The following is a 21,410-nucleotide window of genomic DNA, read 5'->3' as shown; positions in this document are numbered from 1 at the left end:
TACAATTTGATAAAAAAATACAGAGCTTGGCCGCCAGTGTCCATATTGAGCAGCAGGTCTCGGTATGAGTCGGGCAGCCGGCGCTGGGAAGGGGAGCGACGTGTTGCATCGAGGAGAGAAGGGCAAGATTTTGCCCCAGCCCCAGTGCTGATCAGGCGACGCGGACAGAGTTCGCGCGTCCGAGGTCGGGGGCGGTTGAGGACCACGACGCCGATGGCCACCTCCGCCGCTTGAGCGTCGTCGGTATGGAAGCGCAACGCAGGTCCGAGCACCTGCTTACAGTGGCCGATATGTCATCGAGCTTCTCCTTTTGATTGTGCCTGCTGGCCGTCTGCCACGCCATCCGGCTGGTCTCGGCAATCACCTGGATGTGGCGGTCCGTTCTGGCATGCCGGGCGATGGTGGAATGGTAGCTGCGCTGGCCCTTGCGGGCTCCGGCACCGGTCGGTCGAGGCCAAGCAGCAGCAGGACGGAGGCGATCAGCCCTTCAGTCTGGCGCAGTGCCAGCCGAAACACAGCGGGCGGCATCAAGGCCGGTGTGAACCGCGCCGGTTTTCCCGGAGACCATTTGTGTTAAATCACGCCGCCATGGCGACGTCCTCGGTTTGAGCATAGTAGCGCGCTTCGGCCTCGGCGGGCGGAGTGTTGCCGATGGGTTCGAGGAGGCGCCGGTGGTTGAACCAGTCGACCCATTCCAGAGTGGCGAACTCGACAGCCTCCAAGGTGCGCCATGGCCCGCGGCGCCGGATCACCTCGGTCTTGTAGAGACCGTTGATGGTCTCGGCCAACGCGTTATCGTAGGAATCGCCAACGCTGCCCACGGAAGGCTCGACCCCAGCTTCGGTGAGACGCTCGGTGTAGCGAATCGCAACGTATTGCGATCCCCTGTCGGAGTGATGGATGAGGCCGCTGCCCTTGGCCGGTCGGCGGTCGTGAAGTGCCTGTTCGAGCGCATCCAGAACGAAGCCGGCGTGGGCTGTGCTGGACACCCGCCAGCCCACGATGCGGCGCGCGAAGGCGTCGATGACGAAGGCCACGTAGACGAAGCCCTGCCATGTCGATACGTACGTGAAATCGGCCAACCACAGGGCGTTTGGGCGTGGCGCCTGGAATTGGCGGTTCACCCGGTCAGCAGGGCATGACGCCGCCCGGTCGCTGATCGTGGTGCGCACCACCTTGCCACGCATCGCTCCTTTCAAGCCCATCTGCTTCATCAGTCGAGCCACTGTGCAGCGTGCCACGTCGATACCCTCCCGCCGCAACTGCCGCCAAACTTTACGTACCCCATAGACCTGGAAGTTCGCGTCCCAGACCCGCCGGATAGCCTCCCTCAGCACTGCGTCGCTTCGCGAACGGGCCGGCGCCTTGGACGGATCGGCCTGTCGGGCGGCATGGGCGTAATAGGTGGACGGGGCGATCGGCAGCACTCGGCAGATCGGCTCGACCCCGTGAACGGCGCGGTGCGCGTCGATGAAGGCGATCATTTCCGGAACGGGCGGTCGAGCTCCGCCTGGGCGAAATACGCCGACGCCTTGCGTAGGATCTCATTCGCCTGGCGCAGCTCCCGCACCTCACGCTCCAAAGCCTTGATCCGTTCCTGCTCGTCCGTTGTCGGCCCCGGCCGCTTGCCCTGGTCACGCTCGGCCTGCCGGACCCAGCCCCGCAGCGTTTCCGGAGTGCAGCCGATCTTCGCCGCGATCGAACTGATCGCCGCCCACTGCGAGGCATGCTCGCCTTCGTGCTCGAACACCATCCGAACCGCGCGCTCGCGCACTTCAGGGGCGTATTTGGGTGATGCCTGTTTCGTCATGAGGACCCCATCCTCTCAGGAAATGGGGCCTCCGACAAACCCGGGGCGGTTCAGTGCGATCGCCAGGTCGGAGCAGCTGGGCTGTCAGCCCGGCGTGCTGCGCGGCGCCGCCTTCCAATGCGCGATCGCCTCGTCGGAGACCCAGACGGTCAGGCTGCCGCGCCGGCGCAGCGATGCATCGTACTCGGCCCAGTTCGTCACCTTCCGCTTCGGTCGCGAGATGTGATGGCGACGATCGGCGTTCACCTTGTCCGGCATCGCGGGAAATCCGGCTGACGAACAACGGGCCATGGCTTACCCCACCAGATCCATCCGTGCAACAACGCGCCTCTGCGACCAAGCCCCCAAATCCGAACCCAAAACCCAACGAATCCTGACGGATCCCGATGGAATACCTTGAATCATAACAATAAAAAGTCAGATTCTGTTGGTTGACTTTCAACTATATTTTGATTATTTTCCAATTATATTAATATGCTATAAATAAAATTTTGTGAACAATCAGAATTTCATCGATTTAATATTAAAATATTGGTGCCACGCGGTTTGTTTTACGGTGAAATTTCTTTTTATTATTCTGAATAGGTTGCGAGTTGATGGTTTTTTCTTTGGGGCGATGAGTTAGCGCGAGACCTCCATTGTCCGATCGACAGGCGGGAGCGGTGATGAGTTTCTCGTTCATATGGACGAAGGGTTCGGCGAAAAAGGCCCGAGCGGCGGGCAAGCCGGTGGTCCGGCCGCCGCTGGGCTTCGCGCTGGAGCCACGGTTCATGTTCGACGCAGCCGGCGCCGCCACCGCCGATCAGGCGACGGCCGGCGACCATGCCGCCGATCCGGTGGCTGCCAGCCACGACAGCACCGACCACAGCGCCGGCCCATCACTGGCCCAGGCGGTCGCCGAGGTCACGCCCGCCGCAACCGCCCCGGTGGAAATCCGTGCCGCCGACCCGGCACGAAACGATGGCAGGAAGGACGTCGTCTTCGTCGAGACCAACACCGCGGGTTACCAGACCCTTGTGGACGGGGTGAAAGCCGGCGTCGAGGTGGTGCTTTTGGATTCCAACCAGGATGGCCTGTCGCAGATGGCGGAATGGGCGAAGACCCACACCGGCTATGACGCCATCCACATCATCAGCCACGGCGCAGAGGGGCAGATATCGCTCGGCTCGGTGACGCTGGACAGCGCGACGGCGGAATCGCGGAGCGCGGACCTGGCGGCTCTCGGGGCGGCCCTCAAGGCGGATGGCGATCTTCTTCTCTATGGATGCTCCGTCGCCTCGAAAACGGGGAGCGCGTTTATCGCCACACTGGCCGATCTCAGCGGGGCCGATGTGGCCGCCTCGACAAATCCCACGGGAGCAACCGCGAAAGGCGGCGACGGTCTTCTGGAGTTCAGCCACGGCACCGTCGCGGACGGTGCAAGATCCATCATCTCTTTTTCCGGTTTCGATGGGCTGCTGTCCACTCCGGATACCACCCCGCCGACCGTTGACGCCGCGAATTCCGTCCCCGCCCACGGTACCACCGCGGTGGCGGTCGATGCGGACATCGTCATCGATTTCAGTGAGAACATCGCCCTCGGGACGTCCGGTAAGATCACCCTGTACAACATGACCTCCCGGCTGAACACGGCGGTCTTCGACGTTTCGACGGCTTCGGGCGGCGGCATCACGCTGAGCGACGGCAGCACCCTGACCATCAGCGGCGACAAGCTGACCATCAATCCCAGCGGCATTCTGGCTTCCGCCAGCCAGTTCACCGTGCTGTTCACCGCCGGTTCCATCACCGACACGGCCGCCACGCCCAACCCGATCGCCGCGGTCACCGATGGCACGGCCTACAGCTTCACCACCGGAATTCGCGTCATCTTCAACGGATTCGATAACACGGCGGGTGGGGAATTGTTTGCCACCGACGGCACCACGTCTGGCACCTTCCTGCTGAAGGACATAAATCCCGGAACCAACAGCTCCGATGCCCAAGCCATCGTCTTGCTCCCCAATGGCAAAATGCTGTTCAGCGCCAATGACGGGACGAATGGCACCGAACTTTGGATCACCGACGGCACAGCGGCCGGCACCGTTCTGGTCAAGGATATCAACGGCGGCAGCGGCGGCTCGAACCCAGGACTCATCACCACACTGTCGAACGGCAAGATCCTGTTTGGGGCGACCGATGCCACAAACGGCAACGAGCTTTGGATCACCGACGGCACGCAGGCCGGCACGACCCTGGTGAAGGACATCAATCCCGGCAGCGGCAACAGTTCCTTGAGCAATTTGATTGCATTGAACGATGGCAGGATGCTGTTCGTGGCCGATGACGGCACACACGGACGGGAGCTTTGGATCACGGACGGGACCACGGCCGGGACGGTTCTGCTGAAGGATATTCAAGTCGGTTCCTCCACTTCCAATCTTAGCAATTTCACCAAGCTGTCGAATGGATCCGTTCTGTTCCTGGCCGATGACGGCACAAACGGACAGGAGCCGTGGATCACCGACGGGACCACGGCGGGGACGGTTCTGCTGAAGGACATCAATGCCGGTTCCACAGGATCCTCTGCCTCATCCTTCGTTGCGCTTCCGAACGGCACGGCCTTGTTCGGTGCGACAAACGGCTCAACCAACAATGGGTCGGAGTTGTGGATCACGGATGGCACAGCCAACGGCACGGTCCTCTTGAAGGATATCGAATCTGGAACGCCAGGTTCTTCTCCGACAAATTTTGCGTTGCTGTCGGACGGCAAGGTGCTGTTCAGCGCCAGTACGTCCACGACCGGCCGGGAGCTTTGGATCACCGACGGGACAGCCAACGGCACCGTTCTGGTCAAGGACATCAACAGCGGCAGCTCGGGCTCCAACCCGACGTCCATCACGGTCATGCCGAACGGCAAGGCCGTGCTCGCGGCCACGACATCCACGTCAGGACAGGAGCTCTGGGTCACCGACGGTACGGCCAACGGCACCACGCTGTTGAAGGAGATCAGAAGCGGAAGCAACGGTTCCAGCCCGACAGTGCTGACCCTGCTGGCCGACGGCAGGGTCATGTTCAAGGCCAACGACGGCACAAGCGGTTCCGAACCCTGGATTACCGACGGGACGACGGCGGGCACCTTTTTGCTGAAGGACATCAATTCAGGCAGTCTCAGCAGTTCCGTCAGCTACATCGTATCCTTCAAGCCGCTTGCATTGAATCAGTTGCCGGTCATCGGCAATTTGGGCAGCGATGCGGTGACGGTCGCTCCCACCGACGACGCCACGGTCATCGACCAGGGCACGGCCGCCAGCGCCTCCGACGCCGATGCCGCCAGCTTCAACGACGGCACGCTGACGGTGTCGATCGGCACGGGCCGGGTCACGGGCGAGGATTTCCTGGGAATCCGCAACCAGGGCACGGCCACCGGGCAGGTCGGGGCTTCCGGCGGCACGGTCACCTATGGTGGTGCCGTTGTCGGAACCTACACCGGTGGAACCGGCGCCGACGATCTGGTCGTCACCTTCAACGGCAGCGCCACGGCGGCGGTCGTTTCGGCTGTGTTGCAGAACATCACCTTCGATACATCGGGGACCACGTCCGGCGACCGCACCGTGAATTTCACGCTGACCGACGGGATCGGCGGCACGTCCAGCACGGCAAGCGTCACGGCAACCGTCGCCAACGCCAACGCCCCCCCGGTGATCGGCAACCTGGACGGCGACAGCGTCGCCTGGGCCGGCGAAGGCCAGACGGTGCTGCTGGATGCCGGCACCGCCGCCACCGCATCCGATACGGAGAACGGCGCCGGCAGCTGGACCGGCAGTGTCCTGACGGTCCGCCGCTCGGTCTCGGGCACGGCGACGCCGCTGCCCTCGGACATCTTCTCGTTCAACAGCAACGCCTCCTTCTCGGAGAGCGGCGGCAGCCTGCTGGATACGGCGAACTCCAATGCCGTCTTCGGCACCGTCACCAACGCGAACGGCACCCTGACCGTCACCTTCAACGGCAGCGCTACCGCGACGCTGATCCAGACGGTGATGCGGAACATCCTGTACCGGAACGACACGCCGACCGGCGACACCGTCATCCGCTACAGCCTGACCGACGGCAACGGCGGCAGCACCACCGCCGACGTGACGGTGACCAGCGACACCATCTATGTCACCAACACCGCCGACGATGCCGGCACCGGCGTGGCCGATGGCGTCGGCCTGCGCGAGGCGGTGGCGATCGCCCTGGCCGACACCACCGGCAGCCAGACCATCAAGTTCGCCAGCGGGCTGGCCAACGGCACCATCACGCTGGGCTCCGGCCTGGCGGTGACGGAAAACCTGACCTTCGACTCCGACGCCGCCAGCGGCCTGACCATCGCCGGCAGCACCATCACCGTGTCGACCGGAACGGTGCTGACCATCAGCAACGGCGGCAGCGACACGCTGACCGTCTCCAGCAAGCTCTCTGGCAGCGGTGCGGTGACCAAGAGCGGCGCCGGCACGGCGACGCTGAGCGGCAGCAACGACTACAGCGGCGCCACCACCGTCAGCACCGGCACGCTGACGGTCGACGGCGGCATCGGCGACAGCAGCGCCGTCACGGTATCCAGCGGCGCCACGCTGGACCTGTCCGGCAGCGAGACCATCGGGTCGCTGGCCGGCGCCGGCAGCGTCACGCTGAACGGCAACACGCTGACAACCGGCGTCGCCAACAGCAGCACCAGCTTCGACGGCGTCATCAGCGGCACCGGCGGCCTGACCAAGACCGGCACCGGCACGCTGACCCTGTCGGGGGCCAACAGCTACACCGGCGCCACCACCGTGTCGGCCGGCACGCTGACGGTGTCGGGCGGCTCGGCCATCGCCGACGACAACGCGGTGTCGGTCAGCTCCGGCGCCACCCTGGCACTCTCTGCCGCAGAGACCATCGGTTCGCTGAGCGGTGCCGGCAACGTCACGCTGGGCGCCAACACTCTGACCGTCAGCCCGTCGAGCGGTTCCACCAGCTTCTCCGGCGTGCTGTCCGGCACCGGCGGCCTGACCAAGTCGGGTGCCGGCAGCCTGACCCTGTCGGGCGCCAACACCTACACCGGTGCCACCACCGTGTCCGGCGGCACGCTGACGGTGTCCGGCGTCTCGGTCATCGCGGACGGCAGCGCGGTGACGGTGGCGAGCGGGGCGACGCTGTCGGTGCCGGACACGGAAACGGTGGGGTCGATCGCCGGAGCCGGCGCCATCGTGCTGGGCGGGACTCTGACGGCCGGCGGCAACAACACGTCGACGGAGTTCAGCGGCGTCATCAGCGGCTCCGGCGGCGGGTCCCTCGTCAAGCAGGGCAGCGGCACGCTGACCCTGTCGGGAACCAACACCCACAACGGCGGCACCAGCATTTTCGCCGGCACGATCATCGCCGCCTCCACCGGCGGTCTGGGTGCGTCCGGCGTCGATCTGGCCGCCGGCACGACGCTGAGCTTCGCGGTGACGGGGAGTTTCGGCAACTACATCCAACTGAGCGGCGCCGCCACCATCGATGTCGGCTCGGGATACACCGCCACCCTCAGCAACACCATCGACGGCTCCTTCGACCTGACCAAGTCGGGGGCCGGCACGCTGACCCTGTCGGGCAGCAGCACCTACAGCGGCAGCACCACCGTGTCGGCGGGGACGGTGCTGGTGACTGGAGCGCTGGGCGACACCAGCGGGGTGACGGTGGCCTCCGGCGCCACGCTGGGCGGCACCGGCAGCATCTTCGCCAGCGGCTCCTCCAACACGCTGACGGTGGCCTCCGGCGCCACGCTGGCCCCCGGCGTCGCCGGGACCAACAACGGCATCGGTTCGCTGACCGTCAACGGCAACCTGTCGATGAGCGGCACCCTGGCGGTCGAGATCGCCGGCACGACCGCCGGCTCCGGCTACGACCAGGTGATCGTCAGCGGCGGCGTCACGCTGGCCAGCGGCTCCAGCGCCGTCACAGTCGCCCGGGTCAACAGCTTCGCCGCCGTCAACGCCGCCACCTACACGGTCGTCAACCAGACCGGCAGCGGTGCGGTGTCCAACACCCTGTCGGGGCTGGCGCAGGGCGACACGCTGAGCACGAACGGCGACCTCTACACGGTCGATTACGTCGGCGGCACCGGCAACGACCTCGTCGTGACCGCGCTGGTCAACCCGACCGTCTCGTCGGTCAGCGCCACCACCGCCGACGGCACCTACAAGGCCGGCAGCACCGTCACCATCACCGTCACCTTCAACCGGGCGGTGACGGTCACCGGCACGCCGGCGCTTGCGCTGGGCATCACCGGCCGCAGCGCCACATACAGCGGCGGGTCGGGGACGACGGCGCTGACCTTCACCTACACGGTGCAGGACGGCGACAACTCGGCCGACCTCGATTATGCCTCGACGGGTGCGCTGACGCTGAACGGCGGCAGCATCGCCGACAGCTCCACCAGCCTCGACGCGATCCTGACGCTGGCCACCCCGGGTGCGGCCAACTCGCTGGGCGCCAACAAGGCGATCGTCATCGACACCGCTGCGCCCGGCGCATCGAGCGCGCCGGACATGACGGCGGGCAGCGACACCGGCAGTTCCAGCATCGACAACATCACCAAAACCACCACCCCGACCTTCACCGGCACGGCGGAAGCCAACAGCACGGTCACGCTGTACGACACCGACGGTACCACGGTACTCGGCACCACGGCGGCGGACGGCAGCGGCAACTGGTCGATCACCAGCACGCCCCTGTCGGCGGGTACCCACACCGTCACCGCCAAGGTGACCGACGCGGCGGGCAACGTCTCCAGCGTCTCGTCGGGGCTGGCGGTCACCATCGACACCAGCGCCCCCGGCGCGCCGGGCACTCCGACCCTCGGTTCAGGCAGCGACACCGGCACGTCGGTCGCCGACGGGATCACCAGCACCGCCACCCCGACCTTCACCGGCATCGCCGAGGCCGGATCGACGGTCACGCTCTACGACACCGACGGCACCACGGTGCTGGGCACCGGCACCGCCGACGGGTCGGGCAACTATTCGATCACCGTTTCGACCCTGACGGCGGGTACCCACAGCGTCACCGCCAAGGCCACCGACAGCGCCGGCAACGTCTCCAGCGTTTCACCGAGCCAGTCGGTCACCATCGACGCCACCGCGCCGACCGTCTCGTCGGTCACCGCCTCGACCGCCAACGGCACCTACAAGTCGGGCGACACCGTCACCATCACCGTCGCCTTCTCCGAGGTGGTGCATGTCACCGGCACGCCGACGCTGGCCCTGAACAGCGGCGGCACGGCGACCTACGCCGGCGGATCGGGCAGTTCCACCCTGACCTTCACCTACACGGTGGGCAGCGGCGAGACGGCGGCCGATCTCGACTACGGCTCGACCGGCGCGCTGTCGGGGACGATCAGGGACACCGCCGGCAACAGCGCGACGCTGACCCTGCCGGCAACCGGCGGCGGGACGTCGCTGGGCGGGGCGAAGGACATCGTCATCGACACCACGGCCCCGACCGTCTCGTCGGTCACGGTGCCGGCCGACGCCACCTATCTGGCCGGCGGGGTGATGGAGTTCACCGTCACCTTCTCCGAAGCGGTGACGGTCGGCGGCGCACCGACCTTGCCGATCACCTTCGACAACGGCGAGGTGGCGCAGGCCGCCTATGTGTCGGGATCGGGCGGGCGGACGCTGACCTTCCGCTACACCGTGCCGGCGGACAAGAGCGACGCCGACGGCATCGTGGTGGGCCGCGCGGTGGTGCTGAACGGTGGCAGCATCAAGGACGCGGTCGGCAACGAGGCCACCCTGACGCTGAACGGCACCCCCGGCACCGGCGGGGTGAAGGTGGACAGTGTGATCCCGACGGTGGATCTCGTGACCTCCCCCACCGCCAACGGCTCCTACACGACCGGCGACACGGTGACGCTGACCGTGACCTTCTCGGAAGCGGTGACGGTCACCGGCGCGCCGACCCTGTCGCTGAACACCGGACGCAGCGCCACCTATGCCGGCGGGTCGGGCGGCAAGACCCTGAGCTTCACCTACACGGTGCAGTCCGGCGACACCGCCGCCGATCTGGACGCCGGGGCCTTGAGCCTGAACAGCGGCACCATCAAGGACGCGTCGGGCAACACCGCGACGCTGACGCTGCCGACGACGGGGGCGGCGGCGTCGCTGGGCGGGTCGAAGGACATCGCCATCGACACCACCCCGCCCAGCATCGTGAACGTCGTCGTTCCGGCGGACGGGATGTATGGCGTCGGCAGGACGTTGAGCGTCTTCGTGCAGTTCAGCGAGACGGTGGCGGTCGCCGGCGGCACCCCGTCGATCCTGATCGACGTCGGCGGTGTGACGCGCGAGGCGGTCTACAACGCCGTCGGCAGTACCAACACGGTCCTGCGGTTCGACTATGTCGTGCAGGCGGGCGACAACGACCTGAACGGCATCGAGGTCAAGCAATTGTCGATGCACGGTGCCACCATCGCCGATCTGGCTCGCACCCCGGCTCCGACCACGCTAAACGGCGTGCCGGGAACCCAGGGCGTGCTGATCGACACGGAGGCTCCCGCCGCACCGTCGGCTCCGGTCCTGGCGGCCGGACAGGATAGCGGCGCGTCGGCGACCGACGGGCTAACCAACATCAACCGCCCGACCATCAGCGGCACGGCGGAGGCCGGATCGACCGTGACCGTACTGGTCTTCGGCGTCGCGCTGGGCACCACGACGGCCGACGCCAACGGGCAATGGAGCTTCACCTTCGCCACCCCGCTGGCCGACGGCGCCCGGTCGATCACCACCACGGCGACCGATCTGGCGGGCAACGTCAGTGCGGCCTCGCCGCCCCTGGCGCTGACCATCGACGCGACCGCGACGGCGCCGGCGGCGCCAGGTCTGGCGGCGGGGTCCGACAACGGCTCCCCGACCAGCGACCGCATCACCAGCGTGACGCGCCCGACCCTGACCGGCACGGCCGAGCCGAACAGCACGGTCAACGTCATCCTCGATGGCGCCCTGATCGGCACGGTGACGGCGGGAGCCGACGGGATTTGGAGCTTCACCGTCGCCACCGCACTGTCGGACGGCGACCACAGCGTCCAGACGACGGCGACCGACCGGGCCGGCAACACCGGCACATCGCCGAGCCAGAGCTTCACCGTGCGCACCACGACCCCGGCGGCGCCGGGCGCCCCGACGCTGGCGTCGGGCGACAGTGGCGCCTCGTCGAGCGACGGTCTGACCAACGTCACCCAACCGACCTTGCAGGGCACCGCGACGGCCAACGGCACGGTGACCGTCTTCGTCGATGGCTCGGCGGCCGGCACCGCGCGGGTCGATGCGTCGGGGGGCTGGAGCCTGACGCTGGGCAGCGCCCTGTCGGACGGCACGCACCGCGTCCAGGTCAGTGCCACCGACGCGGTCGGAAACGCCGGCACACAATTGTCCGACGCCCTGGTCATCACGGTGGACACGCGCGGCCCGACGGTGTCGGTCGGCGGCACCGCGCCGAGCCTGGGCACCGGCGCGACGGTGTCGATCGGCAGCGGCGTGTCGCTGTCCGACGCGAGCGCGCTGGACCGGGTGACAGTCACCCTGACCGACGCGCGGGCGGGCGACGAGTTGGTGATCGGCGCGTTGCCCGACGGCATCACGGCGACGCGGGACGGCAACCGGATCGTGCTGTCGGGCGTCGCCTCGGTGGCGGATTACCAGGCGGCGGTGCGGGCGATCGGCCTTCGGTCGAGCGCCAGCGACCCGAGCTTCGCCGGAGCGGCGTCGAGCCGGTCGATCAGCGTGTCGGCACGCGACGCCGCCGGCAACGAGAGCGGATTGGCGACGATTGCGGTCACGGTGCCGGGCAGCGCGGTGCCGGCGACGGCCCCGACGACGGCCAACAGTCCCTCGTCCGGTTCGTTTTCCAACCCGTTCGCCGGATCGTCCTCGGCGCCGGCGTTGCCTGGCGACAGCGGCGGCCTGACGAACGGTTCGTCGAGCACCGATGCGGGACGTTGGATCACGCTGGGCAGCATCAGCGGCGGCTCGTCGAGCAGCGACGCCGGGCGTTCGATCACGCTGAGCAGCATCGGCGGGCAAGGTTCGGGTGGCAGTGGCAGCAGCTCGAGCAGCCTGTCGGGCGGCATCGGAAGCTCCGGCTCCAGCGGTGGCAGCGCGCTGGGCGGGGGCTTGGGTGGTGGTTGGGGCGGTGGCCTGGGGGCCGGCGGTGATGGATTGGGTGGAAGCGGCCTGGGCAGTGGCCTGCCGGGGAGCCCCAACAATGGAGGCATCGGCACCGGCACTCCTTCCGGAACTGGTCCCACCGATGGGAACGGCCAGCCGCGCGGCCAAGCAGGTCCCCGCACCGGCACGCCACAGCGCGGCACCGCGCCGGACCAGGGGGCTCCCGGCCGGGGCCAGGGCAATGCCAACCAAGGCAACGCACCGGCCGATGAAGGCCGGGGACAGCCGCCGAATCCGCAAGGCCAGGATCGAGGCGGCACCGATGCTCCGGACGGTTCCACCTCCCGGCAGGACGTTGGACAACGGGGAGGCGGAACGGGCGGCCAGGCCGACGTAGCGCTTGTGGGCCGGGTTTCGCCGGGCTTCGCCCATCAGGTGGCCCGCGCCTATGGTGGCCCGGCTGGGGCCTCGGCCCTGCTGGCGGCGCTCGCCAACCATGTCCTTCCTGAAAGCCGGGCCTCCTAGCGGCGATTCGGCTGCCGGTACAGCCGATTCCCTCCGCCTCGCCTTCTTCACGCCAAAACGGATCACGCCTCCCCATGAAGACTCCGACCGTCCGCCTTCGCCGCCCCCGGCTGTCCTCGGCGCTTCCGGCCACCGCGCTGTGCGCATCCCTTCTGGCCGCCGGCTGCGCGGTAACGCCGGAACCGCTGATGGCCGCCGACAATCTGGCCCGCGTGCGCACGGATCTGAGCGTCGCGCTCGCCCCGCAGGAGCCGGTGACCAAGGCGATCTCGATGCACGAGGCGATGGCGCAGGCCATCAAGTACAACCTCAACGAACGCGTGAAGGTGATGGAGACGGCGGTCGCCAGTCAGCAGCTCGACCTGTCGCACTACGACATGCTGCCGCGCGTGGTGGCGCGGCGGGCTATGTCGGGCGCAACAACGACAGTGGATCGGAAAGCCTGAACCTCGCTACCGGGCGCCGCACCGGTGATCTCGGCTTCACCTGGAACGTGCTGGATTTCGGCGTCAGCTATCTGCGGGCGCGGCAAAGTTCCAACCTTGTGCTGGTCGCCGACGAACGCCGCCGCCGCGTCGTCCAGGGCATCCTTCAGGACGTGCGGACCGCCTATTGGCGGGCGGTGGCCGCCGAGCGGCTGCTGGAGCGCATCGAGCCGCTGGAACGCCGTGTCGAAGGCGCGCGGCGCGACGCCCGCACGCTGGAGTGAACCGCCCCGGGTTTGTCGGAGGCCCCATTTCCTGAGAGGATGGGGTCCTCATGACGAAACAGGCATCACCCAAATACGCCCCTGAAGTGCGCGAGCGCGCGGTTCGGATGGTGTTCGAGCACGAAGGCGAGCATGCCTCGCAGTGGGCGGCGATCAGTTCGATCGCGGCGAAGATCGGCTGCACTCCGGAAACGCTGCGGGGCTGGGTCCGGCAGGCCGAGCGTGACCAGGGCAAGCGGCCGGGGCCGACAACGGACGAGCAGGAACGGATCAAGGCTTTGGAGCGTGAGGTGCGGGAGCTGCGCCAGGCGAATGAGATCCTACGCAAGGCGTCGGCGTATTTCGCCCAGGCGGAGCTCGACCGCCCGTTCCGGAAATGATCGCCTTCATCGACGCGCACCGCGCCGTTCACGGGGTCGAGCCGATCTGCCGAGTGCTGCCGATCGCCCCGTCCACCTATTACGCCCATGCCGCCCGACAGGCCGATCCGTCCAAGGCGCCGGCCCGTTCGCGAAGCGACGCAGTGCTGAGGGAGGCTATCCGGCGGGTCTGGGACGCGAACTTCCAGGTCTATGGGGTACGTAAAGTTTGGCGGCAGTTGCGGCGGGAGGGTATCGACGTGGCACGCTGCACAGTGGCTCGACTGATGAAGCAGATGGGCTTGAAAGGAGCGATGCGTGGCAAGGTGGTGCGCACCACGATCAGCGACCGGGCGGCGTCATGCCCTGCTGACCGGGTGAACCGCCAATTCCAGGCGCCACGCCCAAACGCCCTGTGGTTGGCCGATTTCACGTACGTATCGACATGGCAGGGCTTCGTCTACGTGGCCTTCGTCATCGACGCCTTCGCGCGCCGCATCGTGGGCTGGCGGGTGTCCAGCACAGCCCACGCCGGCTTCGTTCTGGATGCGCTCGAACAGGCACTTCACGACCGCCGACCGGCCAAGGGCAGCGGCCTCATCCATCACTCCGACAGGGGATCGCAATACGTTGCGATTCGCTACACCGAGCGTCTCACCGAAGCTGGGGTCGAGCCTTCCGTGGGCAGCGTTGGCGATTCCTACGATAACGCGTTGGCCGAGACCATCAACGGTCTCTACAAGACCGAGGTGATCCGGCGCCGCGGGCCATGGCGCACCTTGGAGGCTGTCGAGTTCGCCACTCTGGAATGGGTCGACTGGTTCAACCACCGGCGCCTCCTCGAACCCATCGGCAACACTCCGCCCGCCGAGGCCGAAGCGCGCTACTATGCTCAAACCGAGGACGTCGCCATGGCGGCGTGATTTAACACAAATGGTCTCCGGGAAAACCGGCGCGGTTCACTGAGCTGCTCAAGCGCGCCTTCCTGGGCTGGCTGCGCGGCGAGCGCGACCACTGCAAGATGGCCGCCGTCCCGACCGTGGGGCAGGAGGACGCCAAGCGGCCGAGCCGCGAGCGCGAGGCCCTAGTCGGGGAGCGCACGCGGATCGTCAACCGCATGAAGGCAACCCTGGTCCGTCTGGGCGTCCGCGACTTCAACCCGACGCTCAAGAAGGCGCCGGAGCGGCTGGAGACGGTCCGGACCCCCGAAGGGGAGCCGATCCCGCCCAACGCCTTGGCCGAGCTGCGCCGCGACATGACCCGCTTGGCCTTGATCCGGGAGCAGATCGAGGCCATCGAGCGGGCGCGCCTGGAGCAGTTGGAGCGCATGCCGGTGACCGGCTCCCACGCTATGGTACGCCTGCTGGTCCAAGTCGTCGGTGTCGGGGTCGAGACCGCCGACATGCTGGTCCACGAGGTGCTCTCGCGCGATCTCCGGGACCGCCGCGCGGTGGCGCGCTACGCCGGCCTGACTGGTTCGCCCGACGAGAGCGGCTCCAAACGCCGGGACAAGGGCTTGGCCCGCTCGGGCAATGCCCGGGTCCGCCGCGGCATGATCCAGTTGGCCTGGCGCTTCCTCATCTTCCAGAAGGACAGCGCCCTGGCGCGCTGGTACCGCCAGCGCACCGAGAACGCGCGCGGCGCCTGCAAGACGATGGTCGTGGCACTCGCCCGAAAGCTGCTGGTGGCTCTGTGGCGGTTTGCAACCACGGGCGCGGTGCCCGACGGCGTGGTCCTGCGCCCGACTGCGTGACCGCCCCCGAGGGAGGCATAGAGAGATCCGGCACCCACCGGCCCAGCCGCCGTTGGGTGCCGCCGACGATCCGAGGTGGCGGGGTCCCGCGTAACTGCATGGCCTCCATGCCGACCGTGAGAATGGGTCCGCCGCCCCGGAGCCTCGCCGCCGATGCGCATGGCTGCATCATGGTTCGGGTCCAGCCGGACCCACCGGATACAAGGACGCGGCGCGATGGTTCGCGCCCGATGGCGGGCTCCCCTCGGGACGAAGGCAAAAAGACCGCTCGCCGCGGGGCAGCCCCGAAAGCGAGGCTTTCGGGGCGAACGCAGCGTGTTCCGGCCGGCGTCCGCCTCAAGGGCGCGCCGCACCACTCGGCGCCACGGGCGCCGACCGTGCGCGCCCTTGACCCGGCCCCCGTCCTGCGCAGCGGCCACGGTGCGATTGAGTTGCGGGACTGGAGGGAGGAAACGGAGATAACCGGCTTGACAGCACCGAAAACCCCATACAAGCAGTTACCGCCAATGAGCTGATAAGGACAATACGTCAGCTCATTGTCACATCCTCTGCACCGTATCAGCATCCGCTGCCGTAATCGCGCTTGTCTGTCACCGCGGCGAGGAGCTGTGCCGCCAGGCCGGGCTGATCAAGCTGGGGCCGGTGGCGTTGGACGGCACGAAAGTGAAGGCCAACCCGGCGCTGGACGCAAACCGCATAGCCGGCACCATCGCGGAGCAGATCAGCCGGATGCTGACGGAAACCGAGATGGCCGATGCCCAGGAGGACCGTCAGTTCGGGACCGAGGCCGGCGGCCCGCCCATGCCGAAAGACCTGGGCTGCCACGTCGACCGACAGGCCCGCCTGAAGGCGTGCCCGGAGAAGCTGGAAGCCCGCGCCACTGCGGTCGCCGCCCGTCAGAAGGAGAGGATCGCGGCGCGGGAGGTCGAGGAGCAGGAAACCGGAAAGCACAAGCGGGGCCGCAAGCCAAAGGAGCCTGCCCCGAGCGTGGACCCGGACGCGCTGGCGAACCCAACCGAGCCAGCAAGATCGTCGAACGGCACCGGACCGGGCTGGTGCGGATGCTGCGCTCGGTGGCACAGGCCGACGCCGAGGACGCGGAGGGCGCCCCGTCGTCGGGCCTCGCGCCAACGACGGACGAGGGGCTGTCCGATGACGAGCTCCTCGCCCGCTTCGGCCTGACGCGTTTCCCGGCCCCGGTCTTCCTCAGCGGTCCGGTGACCGTACGCTTCGGGAACGCTCCGGAGGACGGCCTGCTGCCCGGCACGGCCCCGCCCTTCGTGGCTGTCCAGCGCGAATGGCTGGACGGGCTGTCCTGGGACGGCGAAGGCCCCTTTTCGATTCTGACGGTCGAGAACCTCACGTCCTTTCACCGCCAGGTGCGCGAGGCGCGGCAGGCGGACGTGTGCGTGGTCTACACCGGGGGTTTCCCGAGCCTCACCGTGCTTCGGGCGCTGCGCCATCTGCTCCGCGCGGCCCCGACGCCACCCCGCCTGTTCCATTGGGGCGACGTCGACGCCGGCGGCGCGCGCATCGCCGGACATCTGGAGGACAGTCTCGGGGCCGCGGTCGTTCCCCACCTGATGGACGCATCGACCGTGCGGCGTTTCGGGCGCGCCGGCCGCACCGCCGACCTGACAGCGCTCAGCCGCCGTCCCGGAGCGGCCGGGATCATCGCTCGGACGATTGTGGAAACCGGCCTCCTACTCGGGTAGGAGGCCGTGGATCCAGTGCCCGTTGGCAACGCTTTCGGTAGCGCCCCCCATCAGCGCGGCAGGCAGCGTCCGGCATCATCCACAAAGGGAAAGGGTGACCGATCTCGCTATTCGCCCGGCGCCGGATCGCGTTCCGGCACCAGCGGAGCGAAAGTCCAGGATGTGTAGCCCCGGCGATCGAGATAGTGTTTGCGGGCGAGGATTTCCGCCAGCTCGTGCCCGCTGATCTCATCATTCTCCATGCGACAGGACAGGCTACGGAGCGCCTTGGTCAGCTTGAGCGATTTGTCCAGCGCCTGATCCAACCCCTCGAGCATTGCTTCGAGCGACTCTTCGTGTTTCGCCAGCGGCACGGCCGTCCGATAGACAGCCAGCATGGCATCAGCGGCTGCGTCACTCACCTTCTTCAGCGATTCCACATCACGCTTCAGCGTGGCGATGAGGATCATGCACTCCGTGTCGATCGTGTCAGTCATGCGTTCCGTTCCTTACCGAGGGCACCACGTCCTTGCGGTGCCGGGAAGGGAAGATCGGTTCGCTCGTCGGGGGCGTCCTCCAAATTTGCGGAATCTTCCCCACTCACGCGCCCGGCGGCAGCACCAGGCACAGCTGGCCGTCGACCATGGCCGTGTGGAGGCGGTAGTTGATCGACGCGATCGCCTCGGTCAGCTTCGCCAGCCGCGCGCCCTTGTAGTAGCGGTTTCGGGTCTGCCCGTGCTGCGCGTGCCCCATCAGCTCGCTCACCCGGACATCCGGAACCTCGCGGTTGAGCAAGTGCGTGTCGAAGCTGTGGCGAAACGAATGAAACGAAAGCCGTTCCCGCTTCATCCCAATGTACTCGAGGTAGCGGCTGAACCATTCCCCAAGGTTTTCGCCGGCGCACGTCGCCTTTTCTGGCCGGAGGCCGGGGAACAGGTCCCGTTTGCCGGCGCGTTTCTGCGCGTCGACGTAGTCGAGGAAGCCGAGTTCGAGCAGCAGCGGGTGGATCGGAATGATCCGCTTCGAAGAGGGGGTCTTCACGCTCTTGCCGTCCTCAGGTATGACGTCGATGCACCAGATGCCGACGGTGGGAACACCGTCCGCGTCCTTGGGCGAGAACCGCCGCAGACGGGGCCACGGCCCCGACGGATCGTCGAGATCGACATCCCAGTCGGTGAAGTCCTCCTGATCGAAGCAGCGCAGTTGGATGTCGGTGGTCAGCAACTGCGCCGCTTCGCCGAGCCGCACGCCCTCGAGGGCAGCCAGCAGCGGAATCCAGAACTTGGCGTCCTTCACCGTGTTGGAGCCCGGACGATGCCGGTAGTCCACCCCGGCGCAGCCGGTCCAGCACGGGCTGGCGAACAGCTTGCGCATCTCCGCGCTCGAGAAGGCTTCCCGATCGGCGTTGGCCGCGCGTCCGATGTCCTTCTGATCGTAGCGGATCTTGAGATCGAGCAGATCCCGGTCAATCGCCACCTTAATTGTGGTCCGGAGCCAACGGAGCAGCCCCTTGATCTTGTCGAGATGCTTGTTGACGGTCTTCATCGACAGGCGCGGCACCTCCGCGTCGCGCATCTCGTGGGCCAGATTGTCGCGGTCGAGCTGTCCGTCCTCCGCACGCGCCATCACCGCAGCCTGCTGGGACGCCGTCACCGCGTCGGCCCTGGCGACGGCCTCGGCGCCGGTCATGTTGCGATAGGTGCCGCGGCCGAACAGGTTCGGAACCCGGTGCAGTTCCCCCCGGAACCGCAACAGGTCTTCTTCCGTCACCTCGACGGCACGGCGGTCGCCGATGAGGCTGGTGAACAGCTCCGCGGCAACGCGGTAGTTCCGCTCCTCCTCCTTGCACAGAGCTGCTGTCTTGTGGGGGTTCGTATCCCGCTGACGGCGGCGGACCCATTCGCCCATGGCCTGCTGGATCGTCCAGTCCTTTGCCGGGCTGGTTTTCTGCGGCTGTGGGCTTGCTTCCACCGTCGTCGCTTCGGGCGTCCGGTCGACAACGCTGGCAGCGGGGCCGGTCGAGCCCGCTGAAGCCGCGGCAGAGGACGTCGTGACGAGCACGGACGCCGCCGCAGCGACGGCGGGCTGAGCGGCCTGCGAGTGCGGGTGGGCTTCCACCTCCTTCCGGTTGGGCACCGGGCTGGTGTTGGGTTCAACGGGGTCAATTGATGCCACGGGGGCCGCGACCAAGGAGGACTGCACCGCCGGCTGCGCAGGCATGACGGTCGGCACCAGCGCCGGTGCCGACGGCGCCACGACGGTGGCAGGCCGCCCCTCGACTCCGGGAACCGCAGTGCCAGACGGTGCGCCTGCCGGCATGCCGACCGCCATGCTGCTGGCCGGCAAGGGCGGCAGGACGTCCTCGAGGTCGTCGTAGTGATTCTGCTCCCGTTCGGCGTTGATGCGGTGAATGCGGGGAAGCCCGCGCAGCACCAGTCGCGCGAGGTAGCTGTGCTCGGCCGTCTCCGCCGCCGGCACCGGCAGGCCGACGGTGACTGCGCGCTCGAGCACCGCGCGGGCGGCGTCGAGCCGGTTGTGCCGGACGGCGTCCTCGATGGTGGCGACGGCGTCGAGTTCGGCCTGGACCCGCCGGGCGATCTCCTCCGGCCCCCGCTCCCCGCCCAGGGCACGCGCCACCTCAGCCCGTTCCAGCTCGCCGAGCAGGATCGGTTGGAGGAGGGCGCGGAGCGCGCTGGTGTCGATGGTGCCGGCCTGCATGACCTCGCCGAGGAGTGCGAGCACGGCATCGACCACGACGCTGAGACGCCGCCCTCGCTGCCGTGCGAGGCCGGGCATATTGGTCCGCAGGGAGAGGCGTATCTCCCGACCAGCAATTTTTTTCGACGAATTTTCCGGGGCGCCTTCATCCCCGACCGCAGCCCCACACACCGGCAGGATCCGGCGCCACCAGTAGACGGATCCGCGGCGGTAGAGATGGACCCCAAGCGACATCCCCGGCACTCCCCTGTGAAGGGCGCCGAACCGTCGTTGGCACAGGCCGATGGCACAGTTGGGGGACCAGCCTGCTGGCTTCGCCCTAAGTGCCTGATGTGCAAGGATTTCTAGGAAAGGTTGGTTGGGGGACTAGGATTCTGAACTCCCGTCCGCCCGCCTCGTCACGACCGCTCAGAAAGCCAGTTCCGCCGCCGTTCTCCTGATTAAAGGTGATCGCTGGGCACCAGGGAAGGGGCACCAGCTTGGGCACCAGAGTGGCGCAGTAGTTGACGCTGAGGGCCAGCCCTCACGAAGCCAGTCAGTGCCACACTCAAGCGATGTCTACTCAATGAGCAGACAAAGAACATTCCACCGGCAAGGCTATAGCACGCTACCATGCTCAAGCCGAGGTCGTCGGCAGGGCGGCACCGCCCAACCAGTAGCTTTCGACAGGTCCGGCGCGGATCACCGTGCAATGCCGATCGACCTCACTGGCATGCGCTTCATCGCTCCCTCAACTTTATCCTGCGATGTATGAAGCGGAGTGTTCGGAAGAGGAAGCCGACTACGCCGGGCTCAGGCTGTTAGCTCACCAGAAAGCCGGCAAACTTGCCGGCTTCCCTGTTGCGCTTTCTCATCGATGACATCATGGTGGTATCACACGATCGCGGATACCCCAATGGCTGCCGTCTCTTTCACGAGCTTCTTCCCGGTGGGACGCCCGTTCAAATCGGGCGTTGGGCTACGGCCGCATGCGGGTGGCACGCATACAAGCCGTACGATCATGCTTGCGGAGCTGTCGACCCTGCTATCGATTGAGCCGCAACCGTCTGATCGCGCCGAGTATGCCGAGTTGATCATCCAGGACAATCGGCTTGGCAAGCAAACGGCCGCAACACGCCGACTGAGCTACACCAGGCTCGGAGAGCTGTACGCCCTGGACCCCACGGTCCCGCTGTTCCGAATTCTACGACGGCTGTGGCGCTTGGACGAGACCAGCCGGCCCCTCCTCGCCCTTCTGGCAGGTCTGGCGCGGGACCCGCTCTTGCTGGCAACAGCGCCTGCCGTACTGCAACTCAGGCCGGGCGAAGACTTGCAGCGGGGTGCCGTACGGTCGGCCTTGCTCAACACCTCCGGTGATCGGCTCAGCGCAGCAGTGCTCGACAAAGTGCTGCGCAACACAGCCAGTTCTTGGACGCAATCCGGTCATCTGATCGGACGCACTTTCAAGCGGCGACAGCAGGTCATCGCGACACCGATCACCGTGGCCTTTGCGCTGTGGATCGCCTGCCAAGCTGGGTTCAGCGACACGGAAGCCTTCCAGAGCGGATGGGTCAACACACTCGACCTGGAGCAGCCGCATGCCCTGCGCCTGGCAGGCGAAGCGCGCCGCCTGCGACTGCTTGATATGGACATCGCCGAACAGGTCGTGACGCTCGATTTCGCGCGCCTCGACGGGACCTTCTGGGAGCGCTGAC

11 protein-coding genes, 1 pseudogene and 2 other annotated features are annotated in these 21,410 nt (G+C 67.1%); of the genes and pseudogenes, 7 read left to right on the top strand and 5 right to left on the bottom strand.

Translation table 11 applies throughout. From position 1 onward, the window contains the following. Positions 1 to 578: 578 nt before the first annotated feature. Positions 579 to 1,810 (bottom strand): IS3-like element ISAli4 family transposase gene (locus AZOLI_RS14600; RefSeq protein ID WP_085938476.1). Its coding sequence is split into 2 segments (ribosomal slippage): positions 579 to 1,516 and positions 1,516 to 1,810, totalling 1,233 coding nucleotides; the frame shifts between segments, so codons are not numbered across the junction. Then, positions 1,410 to 1,526: a sequence feature (AL1L pseudoknot), on the bottom strand. Its footprint overlaps the gene before it by 117 nt. Positions 1,811 to 1,894: 84 nt before the next feature. Further along, positions 1,895 to 2,068, bottom strand: a complete 174-nt coding sequence (locus tag AZOLI_RS31205; protein WP_044551732.1) for a hypothetical protein — start codon at positions 2,066 to 2,068, stop codon at positions 1,895 to 1,897. 407 nt (positions 2,069 to 2,475) lie between these two features. Between AZOLI_RS31205 and AZOLI_RS14585 the strand changes: the two genes are divergently transcribed. The 5 genes and pseudogenes from AZOLI_RS14585 to AZOLI_RS14565 all read left to right on the top strand — a co-directional run. Then, positions 2,476 to 12,483: an ELWxxDGT repeat protein gene (locus tag AZOLI_RS14585; RefSeq protein ID WP_014187935.1), complete on the top strand. Its 10,008-nt coding sequence runs from the start codon at positions 2,476 to 2,478 to the stop codon at positions 12,481 to 12,483. Positions 12,484 to 12,557: 74 nt separating this feature from the next. Then, positions 12,558 to 12,929, top strand: a complete 372-nt coding sequence (locus AZOLI_RS33275) for a hypothetical protein (protein ID WP_048816523.1) — start codon at positions 12,558 to 12,560, stop codon at positions 12,927 to 12,929. Continuing rightward, entirely contained in the window at positions 12,926 to 13,192 is a 267-nt protein-coding gene (locus AZOLI_RS33270; RefSeq protein ID WP_244442591.1) for a TolC family protein, read from the top strand. The genes AZOLI_RS33275 and AZOLI_RS33270 overlap by 4 nt, the downstream gene beginning before the upstream one ends. Before the next feature lie 50 nt (positions 13,193 to 13,242). Beyond that, positions 13,243 to 14,474, top strand: a protein-coding gene (locus AZOLI_RS14570; protein WP_085938476.1) for an IS3-like element ISAli4 family transposase whose coding sequence is annotated in 2 segments (ribosomal slippage) — positions 13,243 to 13,537 and positions 13,537 to 14,474 — 1,233 coding nt in all. Because the reading frame shifts where the segments join, the coding sequence is not laid out codon by codon here. Then, positions 13,527 to 13,643 (top strand) — a sequence feature (AL1L pseudoknot). (Overlaps the previous gene by 117 nt.) 38 nt (positions 14,475 to 14,512) lie before the next feature. Beyond that, positions 14,513 to 15,304 (top strand): annotated as a pseudogene (locus tag AZOLI_RS14565) (transposase); the annotation flags it as partial. A 558-nt stretch (positions 15,305 to 15,862) separates the two neighbouring features. Here AZOLI_RS14565 and AZOLI_RS14560 read toward each other — a convergent pair. Next, on the bottom strand, positions 15,863 to 16,255 hold the full coding sequence (locus AZOLI_RS14560) for a hypothetical protein (RefSeq protein WP_044551328.1): 393 nt from the start codon (positions 16,253 to 16,255) through the stop codon (positions 15,863 to 15,865). 110 nt (positions 16,256 to 16,365) lie between these two features. Between AZOLI_RS14560 and AZOLI_RS14555 the strand changes: the two genes are divergently transcribed. Next, complete coding sequence (locus AZOLI_RS14555) at positions 16,366 to 17,019, top strand: Wadjet anti-phage system protein JetD domain-containing protein (protein WP_014187932.1); 654 nt, start codon at positions 16,366 to 16,368, stop codon at positions 17,017 to 17,019. A 107-nt stretch (positions 17,020 to 17,126) separates the two neighbouring features. Here AZOLI_RS14555 and AZOLI_RS14550 read toward each other — a convergent pair whose 3' ends face one another. Together AZOLI_RS14550 and AZOLI_RS14545 are read right to left on the bottom strand one after the other, a co-directional pair. Beyond that, positions 17,127 to 17,495, bottom strand: coding sequence for a hypothetical protein (locus tag AZOLI_RS14550; protein ID WP_014187931.1), 369 nt, complete (start codon positions 17,493 to 17,495; stop codon positions 17,127 to 17,129). A gap of 103 nt (positions 17,496 to 17,598) precedes the next feature. Beyond that, positions 17,599 to 19,950 carry a tyrosine-type recombinase/integrase gene (locus tag AZOLI_RS14545; RefSeq protein ID WP_162488205.1) on the bottom strand — a complete coding sequence of 784 codons (2,352 nt, stop codon included), beginning with the start codon at positions 19,948 to 19,950 and terminating at the stop codon, positions 17,599 to 17,601. 661 nt (positions 19,951 to 20,611) lie between these two features. Here AZOLI_RS14545 and AZOLI_RS14540 point away from each other — a divergent pair. Next, positions 20,612 to 21,409: a hypothetical protein gene (locus AZOLI_RS14540; protein ID WP_044551321.1), complete on the top strand. Its 798-nt coding sequence runs from the start codon at positions 20,612 to 20,614 to the stop codon at positions 21,407 to 21,409. Position 21,410: the final 1 nt, after the last annotated feature.

It is taken from the genome of Azospirillum lipoferum 4B, assembly GCF_000283655.1.
In the GTDB taxonomy this organism is placed as follows: Bacteria; Pseudomonadota; Alphaproteobacteria; order Azospirillales; family Azospirillaceae; genus Azospirillum; species Azospirillum lipoferum_C.
This window is presented reverse-complemented; position numbering and strand designations above follow the sequence as displayed.

Bases quoted from the DNA above. Each gene is read 5' to 3' on its own strand.
- AZOLI_RS31205 (WP_044551732.1), bottom strand. From the start codon at position 2,068: ATGCCGGACAAGGTGAACGCCGATCGTCGCCATCACATCTCGCGACCG.
- AZOLI_RS14585 (WP_014187935.1), top strand. From the start codon at position 2,476: ATGAGTTTCTCGTTCATATGGACGAAGGGTTCGGCGAAAAAGGCCCGA.
- AZOLI_RS33275 (WP_048816523.1), top strand. From the start codon at position 12,558: ATGAAGACTCCGACCGTCCGCCTTCGCCGCCCCCGGCTGTCCTCGGCG.
- AZOLI_RS14555 (WP_014187932.1), top strand. From the start codon at position 16,366: ATGCTGCGCTCGGTGGCACAGGCCGACGCCGAGGACGCGGAGGGCGCC.
- AZOLI_RS14550 (WP_014187931.1), bottom strand. From the start codon at position 17,495: ATGACTGACACGATCGACACGGAGTGCATGATCCTCATCGCCACGCTG.
- AZOLI_RS14545 (WP_162488205.1), bottom strand. From the start codon at position 19,950: ATGTCGCTTGGGGTCCATCTCTACCGCCGCGGATCCGTCTACTGGTGG.
- AZOLI_RS14540 (WP_044551321.1), top strand. From the start codon at position 20,612: ATGGCTGCCGTCTCTTTCACGAGCTTCTTCCCGGTGGGACGCCCGTTC.